This window comes from Mycobacterium branderi, from assembly GCF_010728725.1.
Lineage (GTDB): Bacteria > Actinomycetota > Actinomycetes > Mycobacteriales > Mycobacteriaceae > Mycobacterium > Mycobacterium branderi.
The window spans coordinates 2044460-2067384 of record NZ_AP022606.1; the positions used below are offsets into that span (position 1 = coordinate 2044460).

Genomic DNA, 22925 nt, shown 5'->3' on the forward strand with positions numbered 1-22925 from the left:
CACCTCGGGCGATCCCGCTCAGCGGAACTGATGCTCCAAGGGCCTTCACCGTTTTTTATCGTGCGTGGTCATATGGTCCGGAATCCAGGAGATCAACATGCTCGACGTTCCCGAACGAGTGGCTGCCGCACGTAGCGTTGCGATCGGCGGTTACACAGCCGGTCGCGACTGCGGCCGCCTGAGCACCGAGATGTTCGCCGACGACGGTGATGCGCTCAATCTCTCGGGGTTTTGCGACCCGCGCATCGAAGTCGAGTTGGCGTTCGTGTTAGGTGACGACCTACCCGGTCAAGACTGCACAGAACTCGACGTGCTCGACGCGACCGAATATGTGGTGGCGTCGATCGAATTGACAGACAGCCGAATCCACGACTGGCGCATCGGCATCGCTGACAACGCGTCGTCGGTGCGGGTAATACTGGGGTCAGCGCCCTGCTCGCCCCGAGCGACGAACCTGATGAACCTGAGCGCCGTACTCTACTCCGGCTACAGCTGGCGCGAGGTTGTGGTCACACGCGGCAATACCGGTGCGGGAGTTAGCAATCCACTGACGGCAGTAGCGTGCCTGGCTCGCCAAGTCGCACAGTCCGGGATGCGGGTCGAAGCCGGCCACATCATCTTGCCCGGATCGTGCACCCGGGCTGTCGACGTTGCCGCCGGTGACCGTTATCGGGCCGAATTCGTCGGTGTAGGCGATGTTTCGGTCGAGTTCTGCTGATCATTCGATGATCTCGAAGCCCTTGTAGCCGGCGGCGGCCACGTCGGCGATGATCTGGCCGTACACCCCGAAACCCCCGACAAAGGGCATGAACACTCGCGGCTTGCCCGGGATATTGGCGCCCATGTACCACGAATTCGCTTGCGGCATCAGGGTTTCCGCCGCACGTCGGGTGCACTCACTGCCCCATTCGGCTGCCGCGTCGCGGCGCGCCTCGAGCCCGACCGCGTCATGCGTGGCCAGGTATCCGATCGCGTCGGCCACCCAGTTCACATGTAGCTCCGAGTGCAGCGCCATGTTGGCCAGCACAGACGGGCTGCCCGGCCCGGTCATGTTGAACAGGTTCGGGAAACCCGGGACGGCCAGGCCGAGGTAGGTTACCGGACCCGCGGCCCAGGCCTGCTTGAGTGTCTGGCCGCCCCGGCCGACGACGTTCAGCTTGTCCACCGACCCGGTCATCGCGTCGAACCCGGTCGCGAAGACCAGCGCGTCCAGCTCATAGTGGGCATTACAGGTGTGCACGCCTGCCGCGTCGATGCGCTCGATCGGCGTGGCCCGCAGGTTCACCAGGCTCACGTTGTCGCGATTGAAGGTCTGGTAGTAGTTGTCGTCGGTGCAGATCCGTTTGGTGCCAATCGGGTGGTCGTTGGGTATCAACAGCTCGGCGGTCTTTGCATCGTCGATCACCGCGCGCACTTTTTCCTCCCAGAACAGCCGCGCAGTCTCGTTGGCCTCGATGGACACCATCTGGTCGGCGAAGGTCTTGGAAAACAGCACTCCGCCGAGATCCCAGCGTCGTTGGTACGCCTCCCGGCGTTCCTCCTCGGAGGCCTCGACCGCCAACTTGGGATGTGGTTGATGAGGTGAGCCGCCGCCACTGGCCATCGACAGGCGCCGACGCTCGGCGTAACCGGCCTTCTGTGCCCGCCGGGTGGCGTCGTCGAGCGATACGTTGCCGGCCGGAACGCTGTAGTTCGCGGTCCGCTGGAACACCACCAGCTGCGCCGCCTGTTCAGCGATGCACGGAATCGCTTGAATGCCAGAGGATCCGGTGCCGACCACACCGACCCGTTTGCCGGTGAAATCCACACCGTCGTGCGGCCAGCGCGCGGTGTGGTACACCTCGCCGGCGAACGACTCCAGTCCCTCGATCGCCGGGATGTTCGCGTTCGACAGTGGACCGACGGCCAGCACGCAGAACCGGGCGGACACCACGTCGCCTGCGTCCGTGTGAACGTTCCATCGCAGCGCGGCCTCGTCGAGGACCATGTCGGTGACCTTGGTGTTGAACTTGATGTGGCGTCTCAGGTCGAACCGGTCGGCGACGTGGTTGAGGTAGGACAGGATTTCGGGCTGGGTCGCGTACTTCTCGCTCCAGTCCCAGTCCTGCTGCAGGTCGTCGTCGAAGGAGTACGAGTAGTCCACGCTCTCGACGTCGCAGCGCGCACCCGGATAGCGGTTCCAGTACCAGACACCCCCCACACCGTCGGCCGCTTCGAACGCCTGCACCGACAGCCCGTCACGATGGAATCGGTGCACGGCGTAGAGGCCGGCAAATCCGGCGCCGACCACCACCACGTCGACAGTCTGGGTCATGGGCATCGACGGTACGAGCCGCACCGCCGCCGTAGCAGCGATTGTCTCGCTGGGCGGGAAAAGCGGGTCGGCGCCTTTCCGGATGTGGTTGTGTGCACGAGACCAGGCCGACGCATCCGGGAGTTGTCGATATGAAGTCCGACCGACTGGCCTCTGTGACCGCCATCGTCACCGGTGGTTCCCGCGGCCTCGGGGCGGCGTTTGCCCGCCACATCGTCTCGCACGCAGGCAAAGTGGTGGTCGCCGACCTGCTTGACGACGAGGGCAAGCAGCTGGCCGATGAGCTCGGCGGGTCGGCGCGCTATGTGCATCTCGATGTCACCGACCCCGCGCAGTGGGCGTCGGCGGTGCAGTTCACGCTCGACGAATTCGGTGCGCTGACCGGCCTGGTGAACAACGCCGGGGTGGCGACCGGCCAGTTCATCGAACACGAACCGGTCGAGCACTTCCGCAGCGTGCTGGAGGTGAACCTGGTGGGAGTGTTCAACGGGATACAGGCGGTGATCGCGCCGATGCGGGCAGAAGGTGGCGGGTCGATCGTCAACATCTCGTCGTCTGCCGGGCTGTTCGGGCTGGCCCTCACAGCGGGGTACGGCGCATCCAAGTGGGGTGTGCGCGGCCTGACCAAGATCGCCGCGGTGGAACTCGGTACCGACCGGATCCGGGTCAACTCGGTGCACCCCGGCATGACCTATACGCCGATGACGGCGGCGGTCGGCATCCAGCCGGGTGAGGGCAACTATCCGAACACCCCACTGGCGCGTGTCGGCATGCCCGACGAAATTGCCGGGGCGGTCGGATATTTGCTGTCTGATGACGCCACCTATGTCACCGGCGCGGAGATCGCCGTCGACGGTGGCTGGACCGCGGGTCCCACCGTGAAATATGTTATGGGACAGTGATTTCGACCGACGGGAGATGAGATGAAGCGCCTGCAGGGCCACCGGATCCTGGTGACCGGCGCGGCGTCGGGGATCGGCCGGGCCACCGCGCTGCGACTGCTGGACGAGGGCGCTGCCGTGGTCGGCGCGGACGTCGCGGCCGACGGTCTGCAGAAGACCGTCGCGCAGGCGCAGGAGAGCGCACCGACGACCGGCTGACCACCGTGGAGATGAACATCGGTGACGAGAGCTCGGTGATCGGCGGGGTGCGATCCGCCGTCGACGCGCTGGGCGGCCTGGACTCACTGGTCAACGCGGCCGGCATCCTGCGTGCCTCGCACACCCACGACACCACGCTGGAGTTGTGGAATCAGGTCGTCGGCGTCAACCTCACCGGCACGTTCCTGGTGGTCCGCGAGGCGCTGCCGGCGCTGCTGGAAAACCCGCGCAGCGCGATCGTGAACTTCAGCTCGACGTCGGCGAGCTTCGCACACCCCTACATGGCGGCCTACGCCGCCAGCAAGGGCGGTGTCCAATCTTTCACCCACGCGCTGGCGCTCGAGTACGGCAAGCAGGGTGTGCGCGCGGTGTGTGTGGCGCCGGGCAGCATCAAGTCCGGTATCACCGACACCACAGCCGGATACCTTCCACCGGACTCCGACTGGTCGCTGCTGGCCAAGCTGTCGCCGATCTTGCCCACCTCACTGGAATCCAGCGGTGCCCCGATGGCCGATCCCGCGGCGGTGGCCGGGGTGATCGCGATGTTGGTGTCCGACGACGGTGCGTTCATCACCGGGACCGAGATCCGCATCGACGGCGGCACCCACGCATGATGCGCGCCGGCGACGATGCAAAGCGAAGCGACGAGGAGGAGCGGCGCAGGTGACGCCGGACGTCAGCTACGAGGCAACGCTTCGCGAAATCGCGACCGACGCCGGGGTGCTGCGCTATCACGAGGCCGGTGACGGCCCTGCGCTGCTGATGCTGCACGGCTCCGGTCCCGGTGTGACGGGATGGCGCAATTTCCGGGGTGTGCTTCCCGCTTTCGCCGAGTATTTCCGTTGCCTGATCCTGGAATTCCCGGGTTTCGGCGTCAGCGACGACTTCGGCGGCCACCCGATGCTCACCGCGTTCGACGCCGTGGTCCGGTTCGTCGACGCCCTCGGCCTGGACACCGTCGACATCGTCGGCAACTCGATGGGCGGTGGCGTCGCGATTAACTACGCGGTCGCACACCCGGACAAGGTGCGCCGGCTGGTGACCATCGGCGGTATCGGCCGCAATATCTTCAGCCCTGGCCCGGCGGAAGGCATCAGGTTGTTGCAGGAGTTCACCGAGGATCCCACCCGCGAGCGGCTGGTCCGGTGGCTGAATTCGATGGTCTACCACCCGGAGACGGTGACGGAGGAACTCATCGAGGAACGCTGGCGCGACGCGACCCGGCCGGAGACGCTCGCCGCCGCGCGGCGGATGTACGGGAAGGCCGCGTTCGAGCAGATGGTCGCGGCCATGGACTCCTCGAAGGGGCCGCAGCCGTGGGCGATCATGCACCGGATCAAGGCGCCGATGTTGATCACCTGGGGTCGCGACGACCGGGTGAGCCCGCTGGACATGGCGCTTATCCCGATGCGGACGGCCCCGAACGCCGAGCTGCACGTCTTCCCGAACTGCGGGCATTGGACCATGATCGAGGCCAAGGAAGCGTTCGAGAGCACGGTGCTGGCATTCCTGCTTCGTGCGGACGGCGCCTGAACAACAGTCGGGAGGCCAGCGATGTCGGCTGCTGACACGGCGACATCGATGGTGGCGCGGGTCGCGCTGATCATGAACGTGTTCGACGAGCCTGGCAGGCGGTTGCGCCTGGACCAGGTGGTCACCCGCACCGGCCTGCCCCGGTCCTCCGTCCACCGGATCCTCAAGCAGTTGGAATCCGCGGGACTGTTCCAACGCCGCCCCGACGGATACTGCCTCGCGGCCTCCCCACTGCCGCGAACACAGATGGTCGATCACTCCCAGCTGCGCGGCGCGGCGTCCCGCACACTCGAGCGCCTCCACGCGGACACGGGTCTGGTGGTTCATCTGGGGGTGTTGTTCGGACGAGACGTGGTCTATCTGGACAAGGTCGCCGGGCGGAGCGGGGTTTTGGTGCCGACCCGCGTCGCGGGCCACACTCCGGCGCATGCCAGCGCACTGGGCAAAGCAATGCTGGCCCAACTTCCCGCCGAAGAAGTGGATGCGGTCGTCGGGGAACGGCTCGAGAAACGCACCCGGGCCACGATCGCCAACCTGGCGACATTGCACCAAGAACTGGCGCGAATTCGGTCAAGGCACGGATTGGCCTACGACACTGAGGAATTGGCGATCGGTCTGTGCAGCGTCGCGGCGCCGATCCGAACTTCCGACGATGGGATAGCGGGTCTGTCACTGACGGGCGCGGTCCCGATGAACCGGCTGCAGCGAACCGCTCCGTTCGTCCTTCGCGCCGCACGGCGCATATCTCAGCAGTTGGGCGGAACCGATCCCGAAGCGGCGGTGAGCGGTTCGCAACCAACCGTCAGCGACACCGACAGCATGCTGTCGCGTGTTCTTCGCACGCTGACATCCGACGCGTGGGTCTGATCGCCGCTCACAAGATGAAAGCGTCGACTTTCAGCCCGAATGCGAACTGGCCGGCCACCGACAGCACCCGTTCGACGTCGTTGGCGACGTGCATCTGCGCGGTTTGCACGTCGCGCCACACTCGCTCCACCAGTTCGCCGTCGACATCGGGCGCGAGCAACCGGATCGCCGCCATCGCGCGCTCGAACGCTACTACCTGGTCTCGCCGTGACCGCAGCATCAGCTCCGCCTCAGGGGTGGCGTCGGCGCGGGCGCAGTCCATGAGCTCGGCCACATTGCGGCGCATTTGAAGCACTGACAGCTCCAAATCGGCGTCGGCCATCGCGACGGCACTCAACGGGTGGCTGACCTCCGGATGCCGCGCGGTCAGCATGCCCAGCGCGGCGCCGAGAACCGGCGCAGTGCCGGTGTGGGTGTACAAGATTGGCTGCGGAAGCCGGTACAGCGGGGCAAGCCTGCTCCGCTGGTCGGGACTGACCCATCCGAACGTGCGATAGCCCGGCACGATGGCACCGGCGACCACGACGTCGTGTGCGCCAATTCCGCGTAGTCCCAACCCATTCCAATTCGCCTCGACCACGTAATCATGTCGTGGCACCAGGGCGACGACGAAGTCTTGGGCAGCGCCGTCGTCTCCGACAACCAATGCGCCGGCCATCAGCCACGAGGCGTGATCGATGCCCGTGCAATGGCTCCAGCGTCCCGACAACCGGAAGTCGCCGTTCACGCGCTCCAGTCGTCCGGTCGGGGCATACGACGCGCACAGCAAGGCCCGCCGGTCGGAATCCCAGACGTCGTGCTGCGCCCGTTCGTCGAACAGCGCAAGATGCCAGGTGCTGACCCCGAGCATCCCGGCCAACCAGCCCGTGGACGTGCACGCCGCCGATATCTCGCGCGTGGCCGCCAGATAATCATCCGGTTCGCCTTCCAGGCCGCCGAACGAGGTGGGCTGCAGCATCGAGAAGAATCCGGCCTCCTGCAGACGTGCGACGGTGCCGGGGTCGACTGCGCCGTTTCGATCGACATCGGCGGCGGCCTCGGCGATCGCGGGAAGCAGCGCACGGACCGCGGTCAGCACACTCTCGGCCTTCGCCATGGATACCATCATTGCGTCCCGAGGAGGTCTGCATGGCCGAACCGTCCGCTGTGGCGCGCGAGATACTCGACGTGGTGACGCCGATGGCCGCCCGCCAGATCGGTGAGCGTGCGTTTGCAGACGAATTGATCGCAGGATTGCGGGATTCGGGCGTCTGGCGGATACTCCAACCGGTCCAATACGGCGGGCGCGCAATGGCCCCCGAGGAATTCATCTCCGTGGTGTGCGCGCTCGCCGCGATCGACGGGTCGATCGGTTGGCTTACCGCAATGTTCAACGTGGCGACCTACCACGTTGCCGGTTTGCCGCATGGGGTGGCCGACGAGGTTTGGAACTCTGGCGGCAGATCGCTGGTGACCGCCTGCTATCGGCCCGAGGGACAACTGGTTCGAAGCGCCGAGGGTCCGCGGCTGACCGGTCGGTGGGCCGCGATCGCCGGCGCTGAACTCGCGGACTGGGTGTTGCTGACGGCCCTCGACGACGGCGGTCGCTGCTGCGTCCTGGTGCCGCGGCAAGAGGTCCAGCTCGCACCCGCCGCGAGCTCAAACGGGTTGCGGGGAGCCGGAATCTGTCACGTGTCGGTCTCCGGGTTGGGGGTTGACGAGCGGCGTATCTTCCAAAGCGCGTGTGCCAGTGGGCAAGTCGACACGAATCCGCCTATCCCGGTGGTGGTCGGTGCCGGCGCGGCCGCGGTAGTGGTTGGCGCGGCCGACGGTGTCTGGCGGGTACACGTCGACCAAGTGCGTGAACGACTCGCCGCCTCCTACGGCAGTGAGGAGGTGACCGATCGGATGTCGTCGACGGTGCAGGTGGCCCGGGCGGCCTCCGACATCGACGCCGCCAACCTGCAACTGGCGACCACGCTGCAGGCCGAAAGTCGCCACGCCGCGGCGGTGGCCCAGCGGCAGGCCGTCGTTCGGGCGCGTGACACCGCCGATCGGCTGCTGGGCTGCAGCCGGCGGCACGCGCTGGATGCGTCAGACCCGGTTGCTCGGCTCTGGCAGGACGTCCACGCCGGCTGCCGTCTTGCCCTCGGCCTGCTCGACGGACTCGACCCCAACTGACGCCCGCTCGGCCAACTCGGCGAGTGCTCGCGGCAGCCCGTCCGCGATTTCCCACGGGTCGGCCACATGGTCACCACAGGTGAGCACGCCGATGGTCATCTGGTCTTCGTAGCTCCAGCCGGTGAAGTTCAGACCCATCGGGAAGACCAGCGGGCCGGTCGAGATGAGCTGTTCGATCGGCGCTCCGCCCCAATAGAGCCGACGCTGTGGACCCCTCATGTTCGAGGCGATCAGGCTGAATGTCGGTCGGTGGCTCATCCGTTCGCCGACGAGCGGCAATGCGCGGGAATAGAACCAGAACAGCGGCCAGTACTCCATCCAGTCGTGCTGGAGCAAGGCATCTCGTTCGGCCTGCACCTCACGGGCGGTTCGGGTGGCCGCGGCAATCGCGGTGAGGCGTTCGACGGGATCGGCGATGTTGGTGGCAAGCAGGACGTTCCACCGCGCGACGTGATTGCCCCACCCGATCTCGGCGCCGGGCGGTCGCATGGATACCGGCACTACCGCGGTCAGCGTTTCGGCGGGAAGTTCTGCGTGCCGGTCCAGGAACTCGCGAAGGGCCCCGCTGCAGCATGCCAGGAACACGTCATTCACCGTGACGCCCAACGTTTTTGTCACCTGTTTGATCGTTTGCATGTCGCAGCGTTGATAGGCGAACCGGCGGTCGGAGGTCAGCGGCGCGTTGAACCGCGCCCCGGGGGCGGCAAAGGCGGCGGCATAGCCGGGCTTGCCGGCCTTTTGGCGGCGCCGGATGGTGCGGGTGACACGGGCGGTGCGAGCGATGATGCGGGGGAAACCGAACAGCGCGGCGAGCTGATGCCGCATTACCAGCGGGAGCCAGATCCAGGGCGCGGGGCGCCGCTCGTTCGGCAACGGCGTGACGGCCGGCTCCGGCAACCGAGCCTGGGGGTCGGTGCTGTACATGGTCTCGAGGAGATGCAGCGAGGCCATGCCGTCGGCGACGGCATGATGAATCTTCAAGACCAGCGCGATCCGTCCGCCGGCCAGGCCGTCGACGTACCACAGCTGCCACGGCGGGCGGCCGCGATCGAGTCGGGGCTCGAAGATCGCGCTGATCGTCGCCGCGAGTTCCCGATCCCCTCCCGGTGCCGCGGCGGCGACTCGCTTGACGTGGTAGTCGATGTCGAGCCGGGGCCGCGAGATCCACCATGGCCGACCGAACCGCAGTCGCGGCATCAGCAGCTGCCACTGCAAGGGCTCGATGCGATCGACCATGCCCTGCGCAGCGGCTTTCACGCGTTCGAACGTGATCGGCGTGTGGCCGCGGGCCGGGTCGAGCACCACCGCCTTGATCGTGTGCTGCGGTTGCACGTCGTTTTCCCATGCCAGAAAACTGTTGTCTTCGCCCTTCAAACGGCGCATGTTTCACCTCATTCGTGGGTGCCGCCTCCGCGGGCGGCACGTGGCATGAGTCACTTCTACGCGGGAAGTGTGGGCGAAAAGACAACTTGTCTCGTCCAGTGAGACTCGGCGGTGATCAGCGCCCGCAGCCGCCCTACGTTTCGCTGCATGACGCGGTTGCAACGACTCAGGGTGACTGCCCGCAGCATCAAGGTGCTGCGCGAGGCCGGCCTGTCCGGAGGTCTCATGGACGGGATCAGGTCCGCCACATTGGTGCGCAAGTACGGGGGGTTCGCCGGAGTTATCGAGGCCGCGGCGGTGCGGAACACCGACGCCATTGCGATCAGCGACGAATTCGGCGACGTGACATTCGCCGAACTCAACGGCCGCGTCAACGCGCTGGCTCGGGCGTGGACGGCGCGGCGGATCGGCCCGGGCGATGTCATCGCGATGCTGTGCCGCGATCACCGCGGGCTGATCACCGTGCTCGCGGCGGCGAACAAAGTCGGTGCCCAGCTGCTGCTGATGAACACCGGGTTCGCCAAGCCCCAGCTCGCCGACGTTGCCCGGCGCGAACAGGTGTCCGTTCTGGTCTACGACGAGGAGTTCACCGAACTGCTCGGGGCGATCGATCCCGGCGTGCGTCGATTCGTCAGCTATCGCACCGCCGGCACAGAACGAGGTGTCGACGAGTCACTCGAGGGGTTGATCCGATCGACATCCACTGAACCCGTTGCGCCGCCGGACAAACCCGGCGGTCTGACGCTGCTGACCAGCGGCACGACCGGCACACCGAAGGGCGCGCCGCGCGGCAAGACCTCGCCGCTGTTCTCCGCGCAGCTACTGGACCGGGTGCCGCGCCGGCGCGACGAAACCTGCATGCTGGCCGCACCGATCTTTCACGGCACCGGGCTGGGGCAAGCGGTCCTGTCACTGGCCCTGGGGAACCGGCTGGTATTGCGCCGCAAGTTCGATCCTGAAGCGACGCTGGCGGCGATCGAATCTTATCGGTGCAACGTGCTCGTTGTCGTGCCCACCATGTTGCAGCGAATCTTGGCGCTGCCCAAAGACATTCGCGATCGCTACGATACGTCGTCGTTGCGGATCGTCTTCGCATCGGGGTCGGCCATGCCGCCCGACTTGGTCCGTCGGGCGCTGGACGAGTTCGGCCCGGTGCTCTACAACCTCTACGGCTCAACCGAACTCGCGGTCATGACCGTCGCTATGCCCGAGGACCTGCTGCACGATCCCCGCACGGCCGGACGGCCCCCGGTGGGCTGCGCTGTCCGGTTATACGACGCGCAGGGCAAGCGGATCACCGCACCGGGAGAAATCGGCCGCATCTTTGCCGGCAGCAATATCAGCTTTTCCGGCTACACCGACGGGCGGAAGAAGGACGTCATCGACGGCCTGCTCAGCAGCGGCGACGTCGGTCACTTCGACGAGACGGGCCGGCTCTACGTCGACGGCCGCGACGACGACATGGTGATCTCCGGCGGCGAGAACGTCTACCCGCTCGAGGTAGAGAACCTGATCTGTGGCCACCCGGATGTGGCGGAAGCCGCGGTACTCGGGGTCGACGATCCCGACTTCGGCCAACGTCTCAAGGCGTATGTGGTCCGCGTCGAGGGCTCCACCGTCGACGCCGACGGGATCAAGGACTACGTGCGGGCAAACCTGGCCCGCTACAAGGTCCCCCGGGACGTCGAATTTCTCGACGTACTTCCGCGCAACGCCACCGGCAAGCTGCTGCGCGGCCAGCTGACGGGCGGCGGAGTCAAATGACCCGCGCCGGCGACGATGCAGAGCGTAGCGATGAGGAGGAGCGGCGCAAATGACCGATGTCGACTCCATGAAGCAGGAAGTCGCGGCGAGGATGAGCGCGGCGTTCGCGTCGATCGTCGCCGGCAACGGAGACGCTGCCGAGGTTCGCGCCAGCCTTCGGGCAAGTCGGCGGCCCGCAATCGGAGTCCCGGTGAGTCGGATCGAGGAGCGCAGCATTGCGGGCCCGGGCGGTAAGTTGCGGCTGCGGATCTACTTTCCGTTGAATCCCGACAACTCCAACGGCGGGCCGCCGGTGCTGATCTATTTCCACGGCGGGGGTTTCGTGCTGTGCGACCTCGATTCGCACGACTCGTGTTGCCGCCGGCTCGCCAATGGTATTGGGGCGGTGGTCGTTTCGGTCGATTACCGACTGGCCCCGGAGTCTCCGTTTCCGGCCGCTGTGGACGACGCCTGGGCCGCCACCGAGTGGGTGGCGGCTCACATGGGCGAACTCGGCGGTGACCCGGCGCGACTCGTGGTCGCCGGCGACAGCGCCGGCGGCAACCTGGCCGCCGTGGTGGCCATGATCGCCCGCGATCGCGGCGGCCCGCCGATCGCGTTCCAGCTGCTGATCTACCCCGTCGTCGACCAGCGTCGCAAGTCCTCGGCGACAAGCCCGCACACCGCCAGCGGAGTGCTCACCGCTGCGCACATGCAGTGGTTCACCGAGCAATATCTCGGGCCTGACGGTGACCGGACGAATGTGCTGGCATCCCCGATCCTCGGCGAATTCGGCGAACTCCCACCGGCACACATCGTCACCGGTGAATTGGACCCGTTGTGCGAGGAGGCCGAGGATTACGCGGGGCGGCTTCGCGGCGCCGGCGTGCCGGCCACGGTGCGACGCTACGAGCGCGGATTTCACGGCTTCTTCAACCTCGCTGACCATCTGCCGATCGCCCGGCAAGCCAGCGACGACGTGTGTGCGGTGGTGCGTGACGTACTGAGCCGCAAGCCTTCCCAAGACCGACCATCACCGAAAGGCACGTCATGCAATTGAGCCACACGCGCGCGCTGGTCACCGGCGCGAGCCGGGGGTTGGGAAAGAGTATCGCCGAGGTACTGGCCCGGCGTGGCGCCGACGTCGCGCTGGTGGCGCGCAGCGGCGACTCGCTGGCGGTGCTGGCAAAAGAGCTGGGCGGCACGGCGTATCCGACCGACCTGTGTGACCCCGACGCCGTCGAGCAGTTGGTCGACCGGGTCGAAGCCGACGGCCCGGTGGACGTGCTGGTCAACAACGCCGGAATCGACCATGTGGGCCGCTTTCCCGAGGCCAGCGCACAGCAAGTGCGCGACCTCCTGCAGGTCAACCTGGCCGCGCCGATGGAGCTCTGCCGTCAGTTGATGCCCCGCATGGTGCAAAAGGGACGCGGTCACATCGTCAACGTGTCGTCGTTCGGCGCCATCTCGCAGGGACCCGGCGTGACCTTGTACGGCACCTCCAAGGCCGGCCTCAGCCACTTCACGGCGGGAATCCGTTCGGAATTGCGGGGTAAGCCGGTGGGAACCACACTCGTGCAAATCGGTGAGGTCAAGACCGACATGATCGATCACATCAGGGAATTCGGCCCGGCGCGTCGCACGATCGAGCGGTCCATCAAATGGCGCATGATTCCGCCGTCCGCATTGGAACCTGAGGTCGTCGCCACCGCGATCGTCGACGCGATCGAGCGCAACCGTCGCCACGTGATTCTGCCGCGTCAGATCGTGCCGATGGCCATGTTCACCGAGTTCCCGCGCCGGGTATCGGAAATCATGCTCACCGGCATCGACCAGGACAGCGACTGACAATGGCGGGCCAGGGGCTGGACCTGTCGGGAAAGGTCGCGATCATCACCGGGGCCGCGCGCGGGCAAGGCGCTGCCGAGGCCCGACTGTTCGCCTCCCTCGGCGCCCGGGTCGTGCTGACCGACATTTTCGCCGACGAGGGCCGGCGGGTTGCCTCCTCGATCGGCGCGGCGGCACACTTTGTCTGCCATGACGTCGGTGACGAGAATGGTTGGGCGGCAACGGTTGACACCGCCGTCAAGGAGTTCGGACGTGTCGACGTCCTCGTCAACAACGCGGCGATCTGCGATGTCCATCCGCTTGTCGATCAGAGCCTCGACAGTTTCGAACGAATGCTGCGGGTCAATCTCATCGGTGCATTTCTGGGTATCCAGGCGGTGGCGGAGCCGATGAAGGCGGTCGGCGGCGGGTCGATCATCAACGTGTCGTCGCAGGCGGGCCTGCAAGGCCTGGCCGGCTACGGCGCCTACGGCGCGTCGAAATGGGGGCTGCGGGGCATGTCCAAGGTCGCCGCGATCGAGTTGGGCCCCTTCGGTATTCGGGTCAACTCGGTTCACCCAGGGATGATCGACACCCCGATGGTCGCGCACCTCGACGTCGAACGCGGGCCCGGTGGACACCCCGGCGCGCCGCTGACCCGGGTCGGGACGCCGGAGGAGGTTGCCGACGTGGTCGCCTTCCTGGCCTCGGACTCTTCCTCGTACATCACCGGCGCGGAGCTGGCCGTCGACGGTGGTGCCAGCGCAGGCAGGGTACCGACTCCGACCGCTACCGCCGTCCCACGCTAGCGGGGCGCTTGCGCCGAGTGGCGGCCAACAGCTGGTTCAGTTCTTCTTGCACGAAATCGACCAGGGCCCAAGGGTCGTCGACCAAGGCCGGGTCGACCTGCATGCCGACATCGACCGCATCCCGGTAGCTGAAAACGGTGATGTTGATTCCCATGCCCATCGTCAGCGGACCCACCGGAATGATGTGCTCGATTCGCGCACCCGCCAGATACAGCGCAGTCCGCGGACCCGGCACATTCGAAATGATCAAGTTGGTGGACAACGGCCCTCGCTTCTCGAGTTTCGCGGCCTGAATGGTGCGGAACAGGAGGGTGAGCAGAAGCGGCGGAGCGACGTCGGTCACCTCGACCCTGCTTCTGGTCTTCTGCGCCTGTGCCAACTCCTTCACGACGGTCATGTTGTGGTGGATCGCCGACAGCCTGGCGACCGGATCTTCGATGTCCGTGGCGATCGAGCACACCATCGGGCGTACCGCGTTGCCGAGCTCGGTGTCCTCCGTTGTGCGTGTCGACATCGGCACGGTCGCCTGCAGGCTTCGCTCCGGAAGCTCGTCGCGCTCCGTAAGGTAGCGGCGCAGAGCGCCCGAAACAGCGCCGAGAACAACGTCGTTGACCGTTACGCCGAAGTGACTCTTCACCCGCTTGACGTCGTCGAGCGCCAACGAACAGTACGCGAAATCGCGGCGGCGCCCGATGACACCGTTGAACGACGTTCTGGGCGCGCTCAGGGGGCGGGGCGGCGGCTCGTCTCGCCGCAGATTGCCGAGGGTTGTGATCGCGTCGCCAACGGCCTGCCGTACCAGCCGTGCCATCCGGGGCGGCGATAGCAGTGCCGAAAATGCCCCGCGGGCAACGAGTTCGATACCCGATCGCTCCGGGTCCGACCGGTCGTCCGGTACCGCCGCCGGCAGCTTTGCCGGCCGCTCCTCGAGGTCGCAGAGAACGTCGGACAATCCGGCTCCGGAGATCCCGTCGACCATCGAGTGGTGCTGCTTCAAGAGGATCGCGACGCGGTTCCCTTCAAGCCCCTCCAGGCACCACGCCTCCCACAGTGGGCGGGATCTGTCCAACGGATACGCGAGCAGGTTGCCGACTAAAGTGCCCAATTCCCGCGGACCGCCGGGACAGGGCACCGCCGCCCGGTGCACATGGGCCTTGAGGCTGAAATGAGGGTCATCGGCCCACACCGGCCGGTCGAGTCGCAGCGGCACCTGCTGCACGCGGCGGCGGAATTCGGGAAGGTAGCGAAGACGATCCTCCAGGTGTGCCCGCAACCTGTCATGGTCGAATTCCGCACTAGACGACGGGTCGAGGATCACCAGTCCTGCCGTGTGTTGTGGCCATGCCGTGTTCTCCAGAGACAGGAAGAAGGCATCCGTGCCTGACAGTCGCTTCATTCGACATCCGTTCGCTGCAGCGATGATCGACTGCGTCAATGTATGGCGATCGCCCGGCGCCTGACGGCAATGTCCCGGTGGGTAAGACAATCCCCTCCCGTGCGTGCCATGCACTCTAACGTCGACACCCGTAGGGCAAGGGAGGATTCGTGATTCCGTCGGTTTCGAAGGTTCTCGACGCGGCGGTGTTGGCGGTCATCCGCAATCGCCAACCGAGAACACCACCGCAGTCGGCGGCGAATCGCACTGTGACGGACATGCTGAGGGCCGCGGCGCTCTTCGAGGAGCGTGGGTGGCTGGTTCCGCCCGCGGCATATCATCGCCGGCCGCCGCCGTTGCACGATGCGGATATCACTGCGGCGCACGCGTGTTCGTGGCCCGCGCACCATGAGACGCTAACGTTTCCTTCGGGATTCAGTCCACGGGATATCGAACCGGGCGCCGACCGGTGGGTTGCGAGCACGCACAACGACACGGTCCTGGTCCGGCTCCTGCGGCACCGAGAACCGGCCCCATGGGTGGTGTGCCTGCACGGCTTCGGTATGGGGGCAACCCGATTCGACCTCACGGTTCTGTGGGCGACGGTGTTGCATCGACGGCTCGGTTTCAATGTCGCGGTGCCCGTGTTGCCGCTGCACGGGCCGCGACGGTCAGCCGAAGACAGGCAGCTACTTTCGTTGGACTTAGCCATGACGTTGCACGGAATAAGCCAGGCGATCTGGGACACCCGTCGGCTCGTGAGCTGGATCCGCAGCACGAGTGGGCTGCCGGTGGGCGTATACGGACTGTCCCTCGGCGGCTATCTCGCGGCACTGCTGGCCGGCGTCGAACGGCTCGACGCCGTGGTCGCCGGCCTCCCGTTTGCCGACGTCCTTGGGTTGATGGCGCACCACGGCCCGCCGCCGGATGACCTGGAAACCCTACGCGCACAAGCGACAAGGAACGTTTTCACCGTTGTCTCCCCCTTGGCGATGACGCCGCTTCTGCCAGTGGATCGGCGCGCGATCTTCGCTGCGCGTGACGATCGGTTGATCCCCGCCGATCAACCGATCGCGCTTCAGGGAGCCTGGCAGGACTGCCAGCTCTACTGGTACAACGGTGGCCACGTCGGGTTCGCATGGTCGCGCCAGTCCAGACGATTCGTCGCCGACCGATTGCACAGCGCGCTGTGCGCGCGGATTTGATGAATCCCCGGATGTCGGAGTTGGGATCCGACCCCGCCTCGATGCTGAGACTCATCTCGTACTTCGATGAGCTCGAGGAGTCGGCTGTGAACGCCGACACGGTGGTCCGGTCGGCCGCATTGGTTGCCGAATGTCCGGTCGGTGCGCGGTGGGAGTCGGGCACGGTGATCCGCTACGACGCGACGGGTCGACTCGACCCGCACGGGGACTCACCGGGGCCGCCGTCGCTCGAGGACGAGCCGACCGTGTGGCTCGACCGCACTGGCGACGAGTGCTCACTTGACGCAGTGCTGCTCGACCGGTTGCGCCACTCACTGCGCGTGGTCGCGACGCGCGCTGGGATCTCGGGCAGTCCACAGCTCGGGGATCCGGCGCTGCTCGAGGTCGTGTTGTCCGGCAAGGAGCACCGCGAGGACCGAGCGCGGGCAATCCGCCTGCTGGGGTTGGACGAAACGCGGCAGATCTGCGTTCTTGTGGTGTCCGCACACTCTCCCCCGGAGGCGCTGAAGATCATCGTCGGCGAACTTCCCGGGCTGTCGGTGCGCTCGGCCGCCATAGGAAAAACGACGGCCGTGCTGTGCCAGGGTGCGATCGACACTCGCGCGCTTTCGGATGGGTTGCAGAGCGCCATCGTCGACGCGTTTCCCGCGCCGATGGCGGTAGATTCCGATCGGGGACCGTGGGTCGGGATCGGTTCCAGCGTAAACATATTCGCTGCATCGACGTCGTGGCATCAGGCTCTGCAGGCGCTGCGCTTCGCCTCGTCGACCGGCTACGGCCGGCGGGCCGTGGCCTACGATCGGCTCAGCTCGCTGGAGCTGTTGGCCGACCTGCCGCTGGACCGTGTGCAGCGCAACCCCGACGTGGCCCGGATCAACGAGATCGCCGCGTCGCCGACTGGCGCCCTCGACGTGAGCACCGTCGAAGCGTTCTGCGTGTTCGGTTCGCTGCGGCGTACCGCGGCCGAACTGCACCTGCATCACAGCACCGTCGCAGCGCGGCTCGCGCATGTGGAGTCGACGATGGGATGGGATCTCGACGATCCGATGGACCGTTTCATGGCCACATTGGTGCTTATGGTCCGCCGTATTGCGCTGTCCTCGGCCGAACTTGCGGATTCGAGCCTGCCCTCAGCGCAGCCCGACAGTTGTCGGATGACTCACGGCATTCGACCGACAGGCGGCGGATGACTGGACGTCACCGAATTCGTGATGATGTGCGGATGGCTGTTATCGATCCGAATCGCACCTGGGAGCCGCTGCAGAAGAGGCTCGCCGCCACCACCAACGAACGTCACCGCGTCGTGCTGCGCGCGGTGATCGAGCACATGAAGGCTGAAGCAGTACCGGACCTGGAGCGACTGATGGCGACGCTGAGCCCATCGCCTGATTATCATTTTTGGGGCGCCGACGGGGATTTCGGCCCGAAAGGGTTCGACGTCGTGCGGGCCTACTACGCGGACTTCGTGGCCTCCGGGACGAACATCCTCGAATTCGAGGTGGAGCGACTCGTCGTCGACGACCATTGCGTGGTGACCGAGGGCTACCTCAAGCAGATCTACCCGGGTGCGCAGGCGCAGCGCATCGGCATCCCGGTCGACGACGTCGACGCAGATTACCTGGTGGTGTTCCGTCAGCTGTTGTTGTGGCCGGTCGACGAGGACGGGAAGATCCAGGGTGAGGACTCTTACAATCCCGGCGTGATCAGCGTAACCAAACTGACGCGGGAAGAACTGCCGCAGAAGTACATCGACCTCATGCGAGCCTCTGCCTGACATGCGGGCCGACATCGCGACGATGCTGCTCGATCGCCTCGGCGACGAGCACCTTGGGCTACGCACGCGGCAACGTGACTGGTCCTGGGATGCGGTGGTGCGCGAATCCGCCGCCCGGGGTGCCGTGGCACGGTCGCTGCGCCGCGACGGGCCGTTTCACATCGGCGTATTGCTGGATAACATACCGGATTTCGTGTTCTGGCTCGGCGGCGCGGCATTGGTGGGGGCCGTCGTCGTCGGCATCAACCCCACCCGGGGCGCGGCAGAGCTGGCGACCGAAATACGGCATGCGGACTGTCAATTGATCGTCACCGACACCGCACACGCGGAGCGGCTGCGCGATCTGGACCTCGGTCTGGGGTCGGACCGGTTCCTTCTTGTCGACGACCCGGGATACGGCCGCCTCGTCGACGCCCACCGCGTCCAACCCGCTGTCGCCCCGGGAGTGGGCGAGGATTCCCTGTTGCTGTTGCTGTTCACCTCGGGGACGACCGGTGCGTCCAAAGCGGTCAAGTGCAGCCAGGGCCGGCTGGCCCGAATTGCCTACGCCGCCACCGACAAATTCGGCCATGGTCGCGACGACGTGGACTACTGCTGCATGCCGCTGTTCCACGGCAACGCGATCATGGCGCTGTGGGCCCCGGCGCTGGCGAACGGCGCCACGGTATGCTTGACACCGTCGTTTTCGGCATCGCGATTCCTGTCAGACGTGCGGTACTTTGGTGCGACGTTCTTTACCTACGTCGGCAAGGCGCTGGCCTATCTGATGGCCACTCCGGAACAACCTGACGATTCCGACAATCCTTTGGTGCGCGGATTCGGCACCGAGGCGTCGCCGGAGGACCAGGCCGAGTTCCGCCGGCGCTTCGGTGCCGCCTTGTTCGAGGGCTACGGCTCCAGCGAGGGTGGCGGGACCGTGGTGGCGCGCGACCCCGCCGCCCCTGCGAGCGCACTGGGCCGCCCGGCGCATGCCGGTGTCGCAGTGGTCAACCCGCAGACGCTGACCGATTGTGCCCCAGCTGTTTTCGACGAGCTCGGGCGGGTGCGCAACCCCGACGAGGCGGTCGGTGAGATCGTCGACAAATACGGCGTCCAGAGCTTCGAGGGCTACTACCGCGATGACGACGCCGACGCCGAGCGGATTCGCAACGGCTGGTACTGGACCGGCGACCTCGGCTATGTCGACGAGGCGGGATTCCTGTACTTCGCCGGCCGGCGGGGCGACTGGATCCGGGTCGACGGCGAGAACATCTCCGCACTGGCGATCGAGCGCGTTTTGCGCCGCCATCCGCGCGTGGTTTCGGCTGGGGCGTATGCCGTGCCGGACCCACGGTCCGGCGACCAAGTGATGGCGGCGATCGAGGTGACCGACCCGGAGGCGTTCGACACCTCGGAGTTCGCCGCTTACCTGTCGGCTCAAAAAGAACTGAGCACCAAGGGCATCCCGCGGTTCCTGCGGCTCTCGACAAGCCTGCCCGTCACCGGCTCCAGCAAGGTACTCAAGCGTGAACTGCAGCGCCAGCGGTGGAACACCGGCGAGCCGGTGTATCGGTGGGCCGGACGCCGGGCGCCGGTATATCACCGGATGAGCGCCGACGAAAAGTGTTCGCTCGACGGCGAGTTCGCGCGCTATGGCAGGGAGCGCTACGTGTAATGGTCAACTGGGACGAAGAATGCGACGTGCTGGTCGCCGGGTCGGGCGGTGGCGGGGTCACGGGCGCGTACACCGCGGCTCGTGAGGGACTCGATGTCATCCTCATCGAGGCGACCGATAAGTTCGGCGGCACGACCGCGTACTCCGGTGGCGGCGGGGTGTGGTTTCCGTGCAACCCGGTGCTGATGCGCGCCGGCGTCGACGACACCCTTGAGGACGCGCTGGAGTACTACCACGCTGTGGTCGGCGACCGCACCCCGCGGGAGTTGCAGGAAACTTATGTCCGCGGCGGCGCCCCGCTGATCGAGTACCTCGAGCACGATTCCGGCCTGAAGTTCGAAATGTTGCCGTGGCCCGACTATTTCGGGAAAGCACCGAAGGCACGGTTGGATGGCCGGCGACACATCGCCGCCAAGCCATTGCCGGTGCTGCAGGCGCCGGAACTGCGCGAGATGGTGCGTGGACCGCTCGACGCCGACCGGCTCGGCGCGCCGCAACCCGACGACTACTTCATCGGCGGTCGTGCGTTGATTGCCCGGTTCCTCAAGGCCACCGAGAAGTATCCGAACGCGTCCCGTCGATTGAACACCGCGCTGATCGAGCTGGTGGTCGAAAACGGTGCGGTAACGGGCGCGATCGTCGAGACCGCGGGGGAGCCCCGGGCGATCCGCGCGCACCGCGGTGTGTTGCTGGCCGCCGGTGGTTTCGAGGGCAACGAGAAGCTGCGCCGCAAGTACGGTGTGCCCGGCGCTGTTCGGGACACGATGGGCTCGTGCGGGAATCTCGGCCAGGCCCACCAGGCTGCTATCGCCGTCGGCGCGGACACCGACTTGATGGATCAGGCGTGGTGGTCGCCGGGGCTGACGCATCCCGACGGTCGCTCCGCGTTCGCGTTGTGGTTCACCGGCGGCATCTTCGTCAACCAGGACGGCAACCGGTTCGTCAACGAGTCCGCGGCCTACGACCGGATTGGCCGCACCGTCATCGCCGACCTGGCGAACGGGTCAATCACCTTGCCCTACTGGATGGTCTACGACGACAAGGAGGGTCGGGTGCCACCGGTCAAGGCGACCAACGTGTCGATGGTCGAGCCGGACAAGTACGTCGCCGCCGGCCTGTGGCACACCGCCGACACCCTCGACGGGCTGGCCGCAAAGATCGGCGTGCCGGCGCAGAACCTGGCGGCAACAGTCGCGCGGTTCAACGGATTCGCCGCCGGCGGTGTGGACGAAGATTTCGGCCGCGGCGACGAGGCCTACGACCGGGCCTTCTCAGGCGGTGAGTCGCCGCTAGTGTCCATCGATCGGCCGCCGTATCACGCAGCCGCGTTCGGCCTTTCGGACCTCGGCACCAAGGGCGGGCTGCGTACGGACACCGCGGCACGCGTGCTCGACACCTCCGGCACGATCATGCGCGGGCTGTATGCGGCCGGCAACACGATGGCCGCGCCGAGCGGTTGCGCTTATCCGGGCGGCGGCAACCCGATCGGCACCAGCATGCTGTTCAGCCACCTCGCGGTGTTGGACATGCTCGACAGGCGCGCTGACGCTTAGTTGACGCAGGGCACGCCGCCGCCGTCGATCGGTGCGCCCCGGTCGGGGGTGGGCTCGGTGCTGCTGGTGGTGGTGTGCGAGCCGTGATACGACCCGGCCACGGTTGACGCCGTGGTGGTCTCGTCCTGGGACGGGACGGAGTAGTCGTCGCCGACGAAGATTTGAACCTGGTCGGCGCTCAGCGCGGAGTCGCTGTGCTCGGCGGCGTCGATGCCCAGAAGCGCCGCGATGGCCTGCGCATCGGTTTTGGCGCCGGAACCGTAGTCGATGGTTGTCGAGCTCGGCTCGCCGTACTCGCGGTCGCGCACGGTGCCGGCGGTATAACCCTTCTGGGTCAGCGTCTTTGACACCTTGGTGGCGAGTCCGGAGGTGCTACTGGCATTGACCACGTCGACCACGGTGGACGGGTTCGGCGCCGTGGTGGTCGTGGTGGCGGGTGCGCTGGTGCCAAACGCCGTCGCCACTTCGGCCTTGATCGCCTTGGGGTCGACGATGTTGACGTCCTGGCCGTCGATGTTGTCGTAACGCACGACCGGCAACGTCCGGTATTCGACGTCGGCACCGGCGAGAGCGCCCATCCTGCGGAACAGGTTCTCGTCCCAACCCGACGACAGCACAACATCTTTGCGCGCCACCGCCATCAGGCCCTTCAGCTTGGTCAAGTCGGTGAAGGTGCCCGAATCCTGCAGCTGGTGCATGACCGACGACAGGAACGCCTGTTGGCGGTGAGTGCGGTCCAGATCGCCGTTTTCCAGACCGTGGCGCTGCCGCACGAACGCCAGTGCCTGTTCGGCATCGAGAGTTTGGCGGCCAGCAGGGAAGTCAGCGCCCGAATATGAGTCGTACACAGCGTGTTTCAGGCACACCTGGACGCCGCCCAGGCTTTCGGTCAGGTCGTAGAAGCCAGCCAGGTTGACCTCAGCGAAGTAGTCGATCGGCACGCCGGTCAGGTTCCGGACCGCCCGCAGCGTCGCTGTTCGGCCTGCCTCGCGGCCTTTGGTCTCGAGTTCTTTCTGGTTGCTCACACCTTTGTCCATGAGCTTCTGCTCGGTGTAGGCCTTGGTGAGCCCGTACGCTTCCTTGATCTTGATGTGGTTGTAGCCCGGAACGCCGCCGAACGGCACATAGTCGTCGCGGGGGATCGAGAAGGCGGCGACTTTGTCGTCGGCGCCGACGTGCACCAGGATCAGCGTGTTGGTGTTGTAGCCGCCGTCTTCGGAGTCGCCGGCGTGCAGGTGCTTGAGGACCGCCCAGGGCAGCTCGTTGCCGTTTTGGTCTTTGCGGGAGTCCAGGCCGACCAGCAGGATGTTCATCGCGCCGCCGGAAGAATGCGGGTCCTCTGAGCGCAGCGCCTCGGAAACGGTGATGCCGCCCAGCATGCCGTGCGCCATCCACCAGCCCGCGCCGGTCGCCGCCACGGCCAGCACCGCAGCCAGCGCCATGCCGCCGCGGGCCAGCCGCCGGCGGATCTGCCATGGTTTCGCGCGGCGGTGCCTGCCGCCGGATCGGTTCACCACAATCTCGACTCTGTCGGGAAGCGCCGCGCCTGCCCCCCGATGGCAACTTGCGGCGACAACGTCTACTACTTGGCGCTCCAGTATGCCGGAGCCGGCTGGAAAGTGCCCAGA

19 protein-coding genes and 1 pseudogene are annotated in these 22925 nt (G+C 66.4%); 15 read left to right on the plus strand and 5 right to left on the minus strand.

Annotated elements, in window-relative coordinates; all coding sequences use genetic code 11:
* Positions 1–64 precede the first annotated feature (64 nt).
* Positions 65–718: a 2-keto-4-pentenoate hydratase gene (locus G6N47_RS10550; protein WP_083131008.1), complete on the plus strand. Its 654-nt coding sequence runs from the start codon at positions 65–67 to the stop codon at positions 716–718.
* Here G6N47_RS10550 and G6N47_RS10555 read toward each other — a convergent pair whose 3' ends face one another.
* Positions 719–2314: a flavin-containing monooxygenase gene (locus G6N47_RS10555; RefSeq protein ID WP_083131007.1), complete on the minus strand. Its 1596-nt coding sequence runs from the start codon at positions 2312–2314 to the stop codon at positions 719–721.
* A 131-nt stretch (positions 2315–2445) separates the two neighbouring features.
* On the opposite strand from G6N47_RS10555, the gene G6N47_RS10560 reads away from it, so the two are divergent.
* From G6N47_RS10560 to G6N47_RS10575, 4 genes and pseudogenes are all read left to right on the plus strand, one after another.
* A complete protein-coding gene (locus tag G6N47_RS10560) occupies positions 2446–3216 on the plus strand; it encodes a glucose 1-dehydrogenase (protein WP_083131006.1) in 771 nt (256 codons plus the stop codon).
* Between the two features lie 21 nt (positions 3217–3237).
* Positions 3238–4028, plus strand: a pseudogene (locus G6N47_RS10565) (SDR family NAD(P)-dependent oxidoreductase).
* Between the two features lie 49 nt (positions 4029–4077).
* Complete coding sequence (locus G6N47_RS10570; RefSeq protein ID WP_083131005.1) at positions 4078–4947, plus strand: alpha/beta fold hydrolase; 870 nt, start codon at positions 4078–4080, stop codon at positions 4945–4947.
* A 21-nt stretch (positions 4948–4968) separates the two neighbouring features.
* Positions 4969–5814, plus strand: a complete 846-nt coding sequence (locus tag G6N47_RS10575) for an IclR family transcriptional regulator (RefSeq protein ID WP_232080171.1) — start codon at positions 4969–4971, stop codon at positions 5812–5814.
* Positions 5815–5821: 7 nt separating this feature from the next.
* On the opposite strand, the gene G6N47_RS10580 is transcribed toward G6N47_RS10575, so the two are convergent.
* Positions 5822–6910: an acyl-CoA dehydrogenase family protein gene (locus G6N47_RS10580; protein ID WP_083131238.1), complete on the minus strand. Its 1089-nt coding sequence runs from the start codon at positions 6908–6910 to the stop codon at positions 5822–5824.
* Between the two features lie 32 nt (positions 6911–6942).
* Here G6N47_RS10580 and G6N47_RS10585 point away from each other — a divergent pair, with 32 nt between their 5' ends.
* On the plus strand, positions 6943–7974 hold the full coding sequence (locus tag G6N47_RS10585; RefSeq protein WP_083131003.1) for an acyl-CoA dehydrogenase family protein: 1032 nt from the start codon (positions 6943–6945) through the stop codon (positions 7972–7974).
* On the opposite strand, the gene G6N47_RS10590 is transcribed toward G6N47_RS10585, so the two are convergent.
* Positions 7888–9357: a wax ester/triacylglycerol synthase family O-acyltransferase gene (locus G6N47_RS10590; RefSeq protein ID WP_083131002.1), complete on the minus strand. Its 1470-nt coding sequence runs from the start codon at positions 9355–9357 to the stop codon at positions 7888–7890. The two genes, G6N47_RS10585 and G6N47_RS10590, sit on opposite strands and share 87 nt — an antisense overlap.
* Before the next feature lie 147 nt (positions 9358–9504).
* Between G6N47_RS10590 and G6N47_RS10595 the strand changes: the two genes are divergently transcribed.
* Genes G6N47_RS10595 through G6N47_RS10610 form a run of 4 tightly spaced genes read left to right on the plus strand, consistent with a single transcriptional unit; the run spans position 9505 to position 13736 of the window.
* On the plus strand, positions 9505–11121 hold the full coding sequence (locus G6N47_RS10595; protein WP_083131001.1) for an AMP-binding protein: 1617 nt from the start codon (positions 9505–9507) through the stop codon (positions 11119–11121).
* 49 nt (positions 11122–11170) lie between these two features.
* Positions 11171–12160, plus strand: coding sequence for an alpha/beta hydrolase (locus G6N47_RS10600; protein ID WP_083131000.1), 990 nt, complete (start codon positions 11171–11173; stop codon positions 12158–12160).
* Positions 12151–12948, plus strand: coding sequence for an SDR family NAD(P)-dependent oxidoreductase (locus G6N47_RS10605; protein WP_083130999.1), 798 nt, complete (start codon positions 12151–12153; stop codon positions 12946–12948). Before G6N47_RS10600 ends, G6N47_RS10605 begins: the two co-directional genes overlap by 10 nt.
* A 2-nt stretch (positions 12949–12950) precedes the next feature.
* Entirely contained in the window at positions 12951–13736 is a 786-nt protein-coding gene (locus tag G6N47_RS10610) for a glucose 1-dehydrogenase (RefSeq protein ID WP_083130998.1), read from the plus strand.
* On the opposite strand, the gene G6N47_RS10615 is transcribed toward G6N47_RS10610, so the two are convergent.
* The gene (locus G6N47_RS10615) at positions 13717–15132 is read right to left on the minus strand and encodes a WS/DGAT/MGAT family O-acyltransferase (RefSeq protein WP_083130997.1); all 1416 of its coding nucleotides are present in this window, start codon (positions 15130–15132) and stop codon (positions 13717–13719) included. The genes G6N47_RS10610 and G6N47_RS10615 overlap by 20 nt on opposite strands.
* 149 nt (positions 15133–15281) lie before the next feature.
* Between G6N47_RS10615 and G6N47_RS10620 the strand changes: the two genes are divergently transcribed.
* Genes G6N47_RS10620 through G6N47_RS10640 form a run of 5 tightly spaced genes read left to right on the plus strand, consistent with a single transcriptional unit; the run spans position 15282 to position 21297 of the window.
* The gene (locus G6N47_RS10620; RefSeq protein ID WP_083130996.1) at positions 15282–16316 is read left to right on the plus strand and encodes an alpha/beta hydrolase family protein; all 1035 of its coding nucleotides are present in this window, start codon (positions 15282–15284) and stop codon (positions 16314–16316) included.
* A gap of 11 nt (positions 16317–16327) precedes the next feature.
* Positions 16328–17506 (plus strand): PucR family transcriptional regulator, encoded by a 1179-nt coding sequence (locus G6N47_RS10625; protein ID WP_377059179.1) that lies wholly within the window; start codon positions 16328–16330, stop codon positions 17504–17506.
* Between the two features lie 32 nt (positions 17507–17538).
* Positions 17539–18090 (plus strand): nuclear transport factor 2 family protein, encoded by a 552-nt coding sequence (locus G6N47_RS10630; RefSeq protein WP_139799414.1) that lies wholly within the window; start codon positions 17539–17541, stop codon positions 18088–18090.
* A gap of 1 nt (position 18091) precedes the next feature.
* Complete coding sequence (locus G6N47_RS10635; RefSeq protein ID WP_083130994.1) at positions 18092–19744, plus strand: AMP-binding protein; 1653 nt, start codon at positions 18092–18094, stop codon at positions 19742–19744.
* On the plus strand, positions 19744–21297 hold the full coding sequence (locus tag G6N47_RS10640; RefSeq protein WP_083130993.1) for an FAD-binding protein: 1554 nt from the start codon (positions 19744–19746) through the stop codon (positions 21295–21297). Before G6N47_RS10635 ends, G6N47_RS10640 begins: the two co-directional genes overlap by 1 nt.
* Here the strand turns inward: G6N47_RS10640 and G6N47_RS10645 are convergent.
* Positions 21294–22811: an LCP family protein gene (locus G6N47_RS10645; RefSeq protein WP_083130992.1), complete on the minus strand. Its 1518-nt coding sequence runs from the start codon at positions 22809–22811 to the stop codon at positions 21294–21296. The genes G6N47_RS10640 and G6N47_RS10645 overlap by 4 nt on opposite strands.
* Positions 22812–22925: the final 114 nt, after the last annotated feature.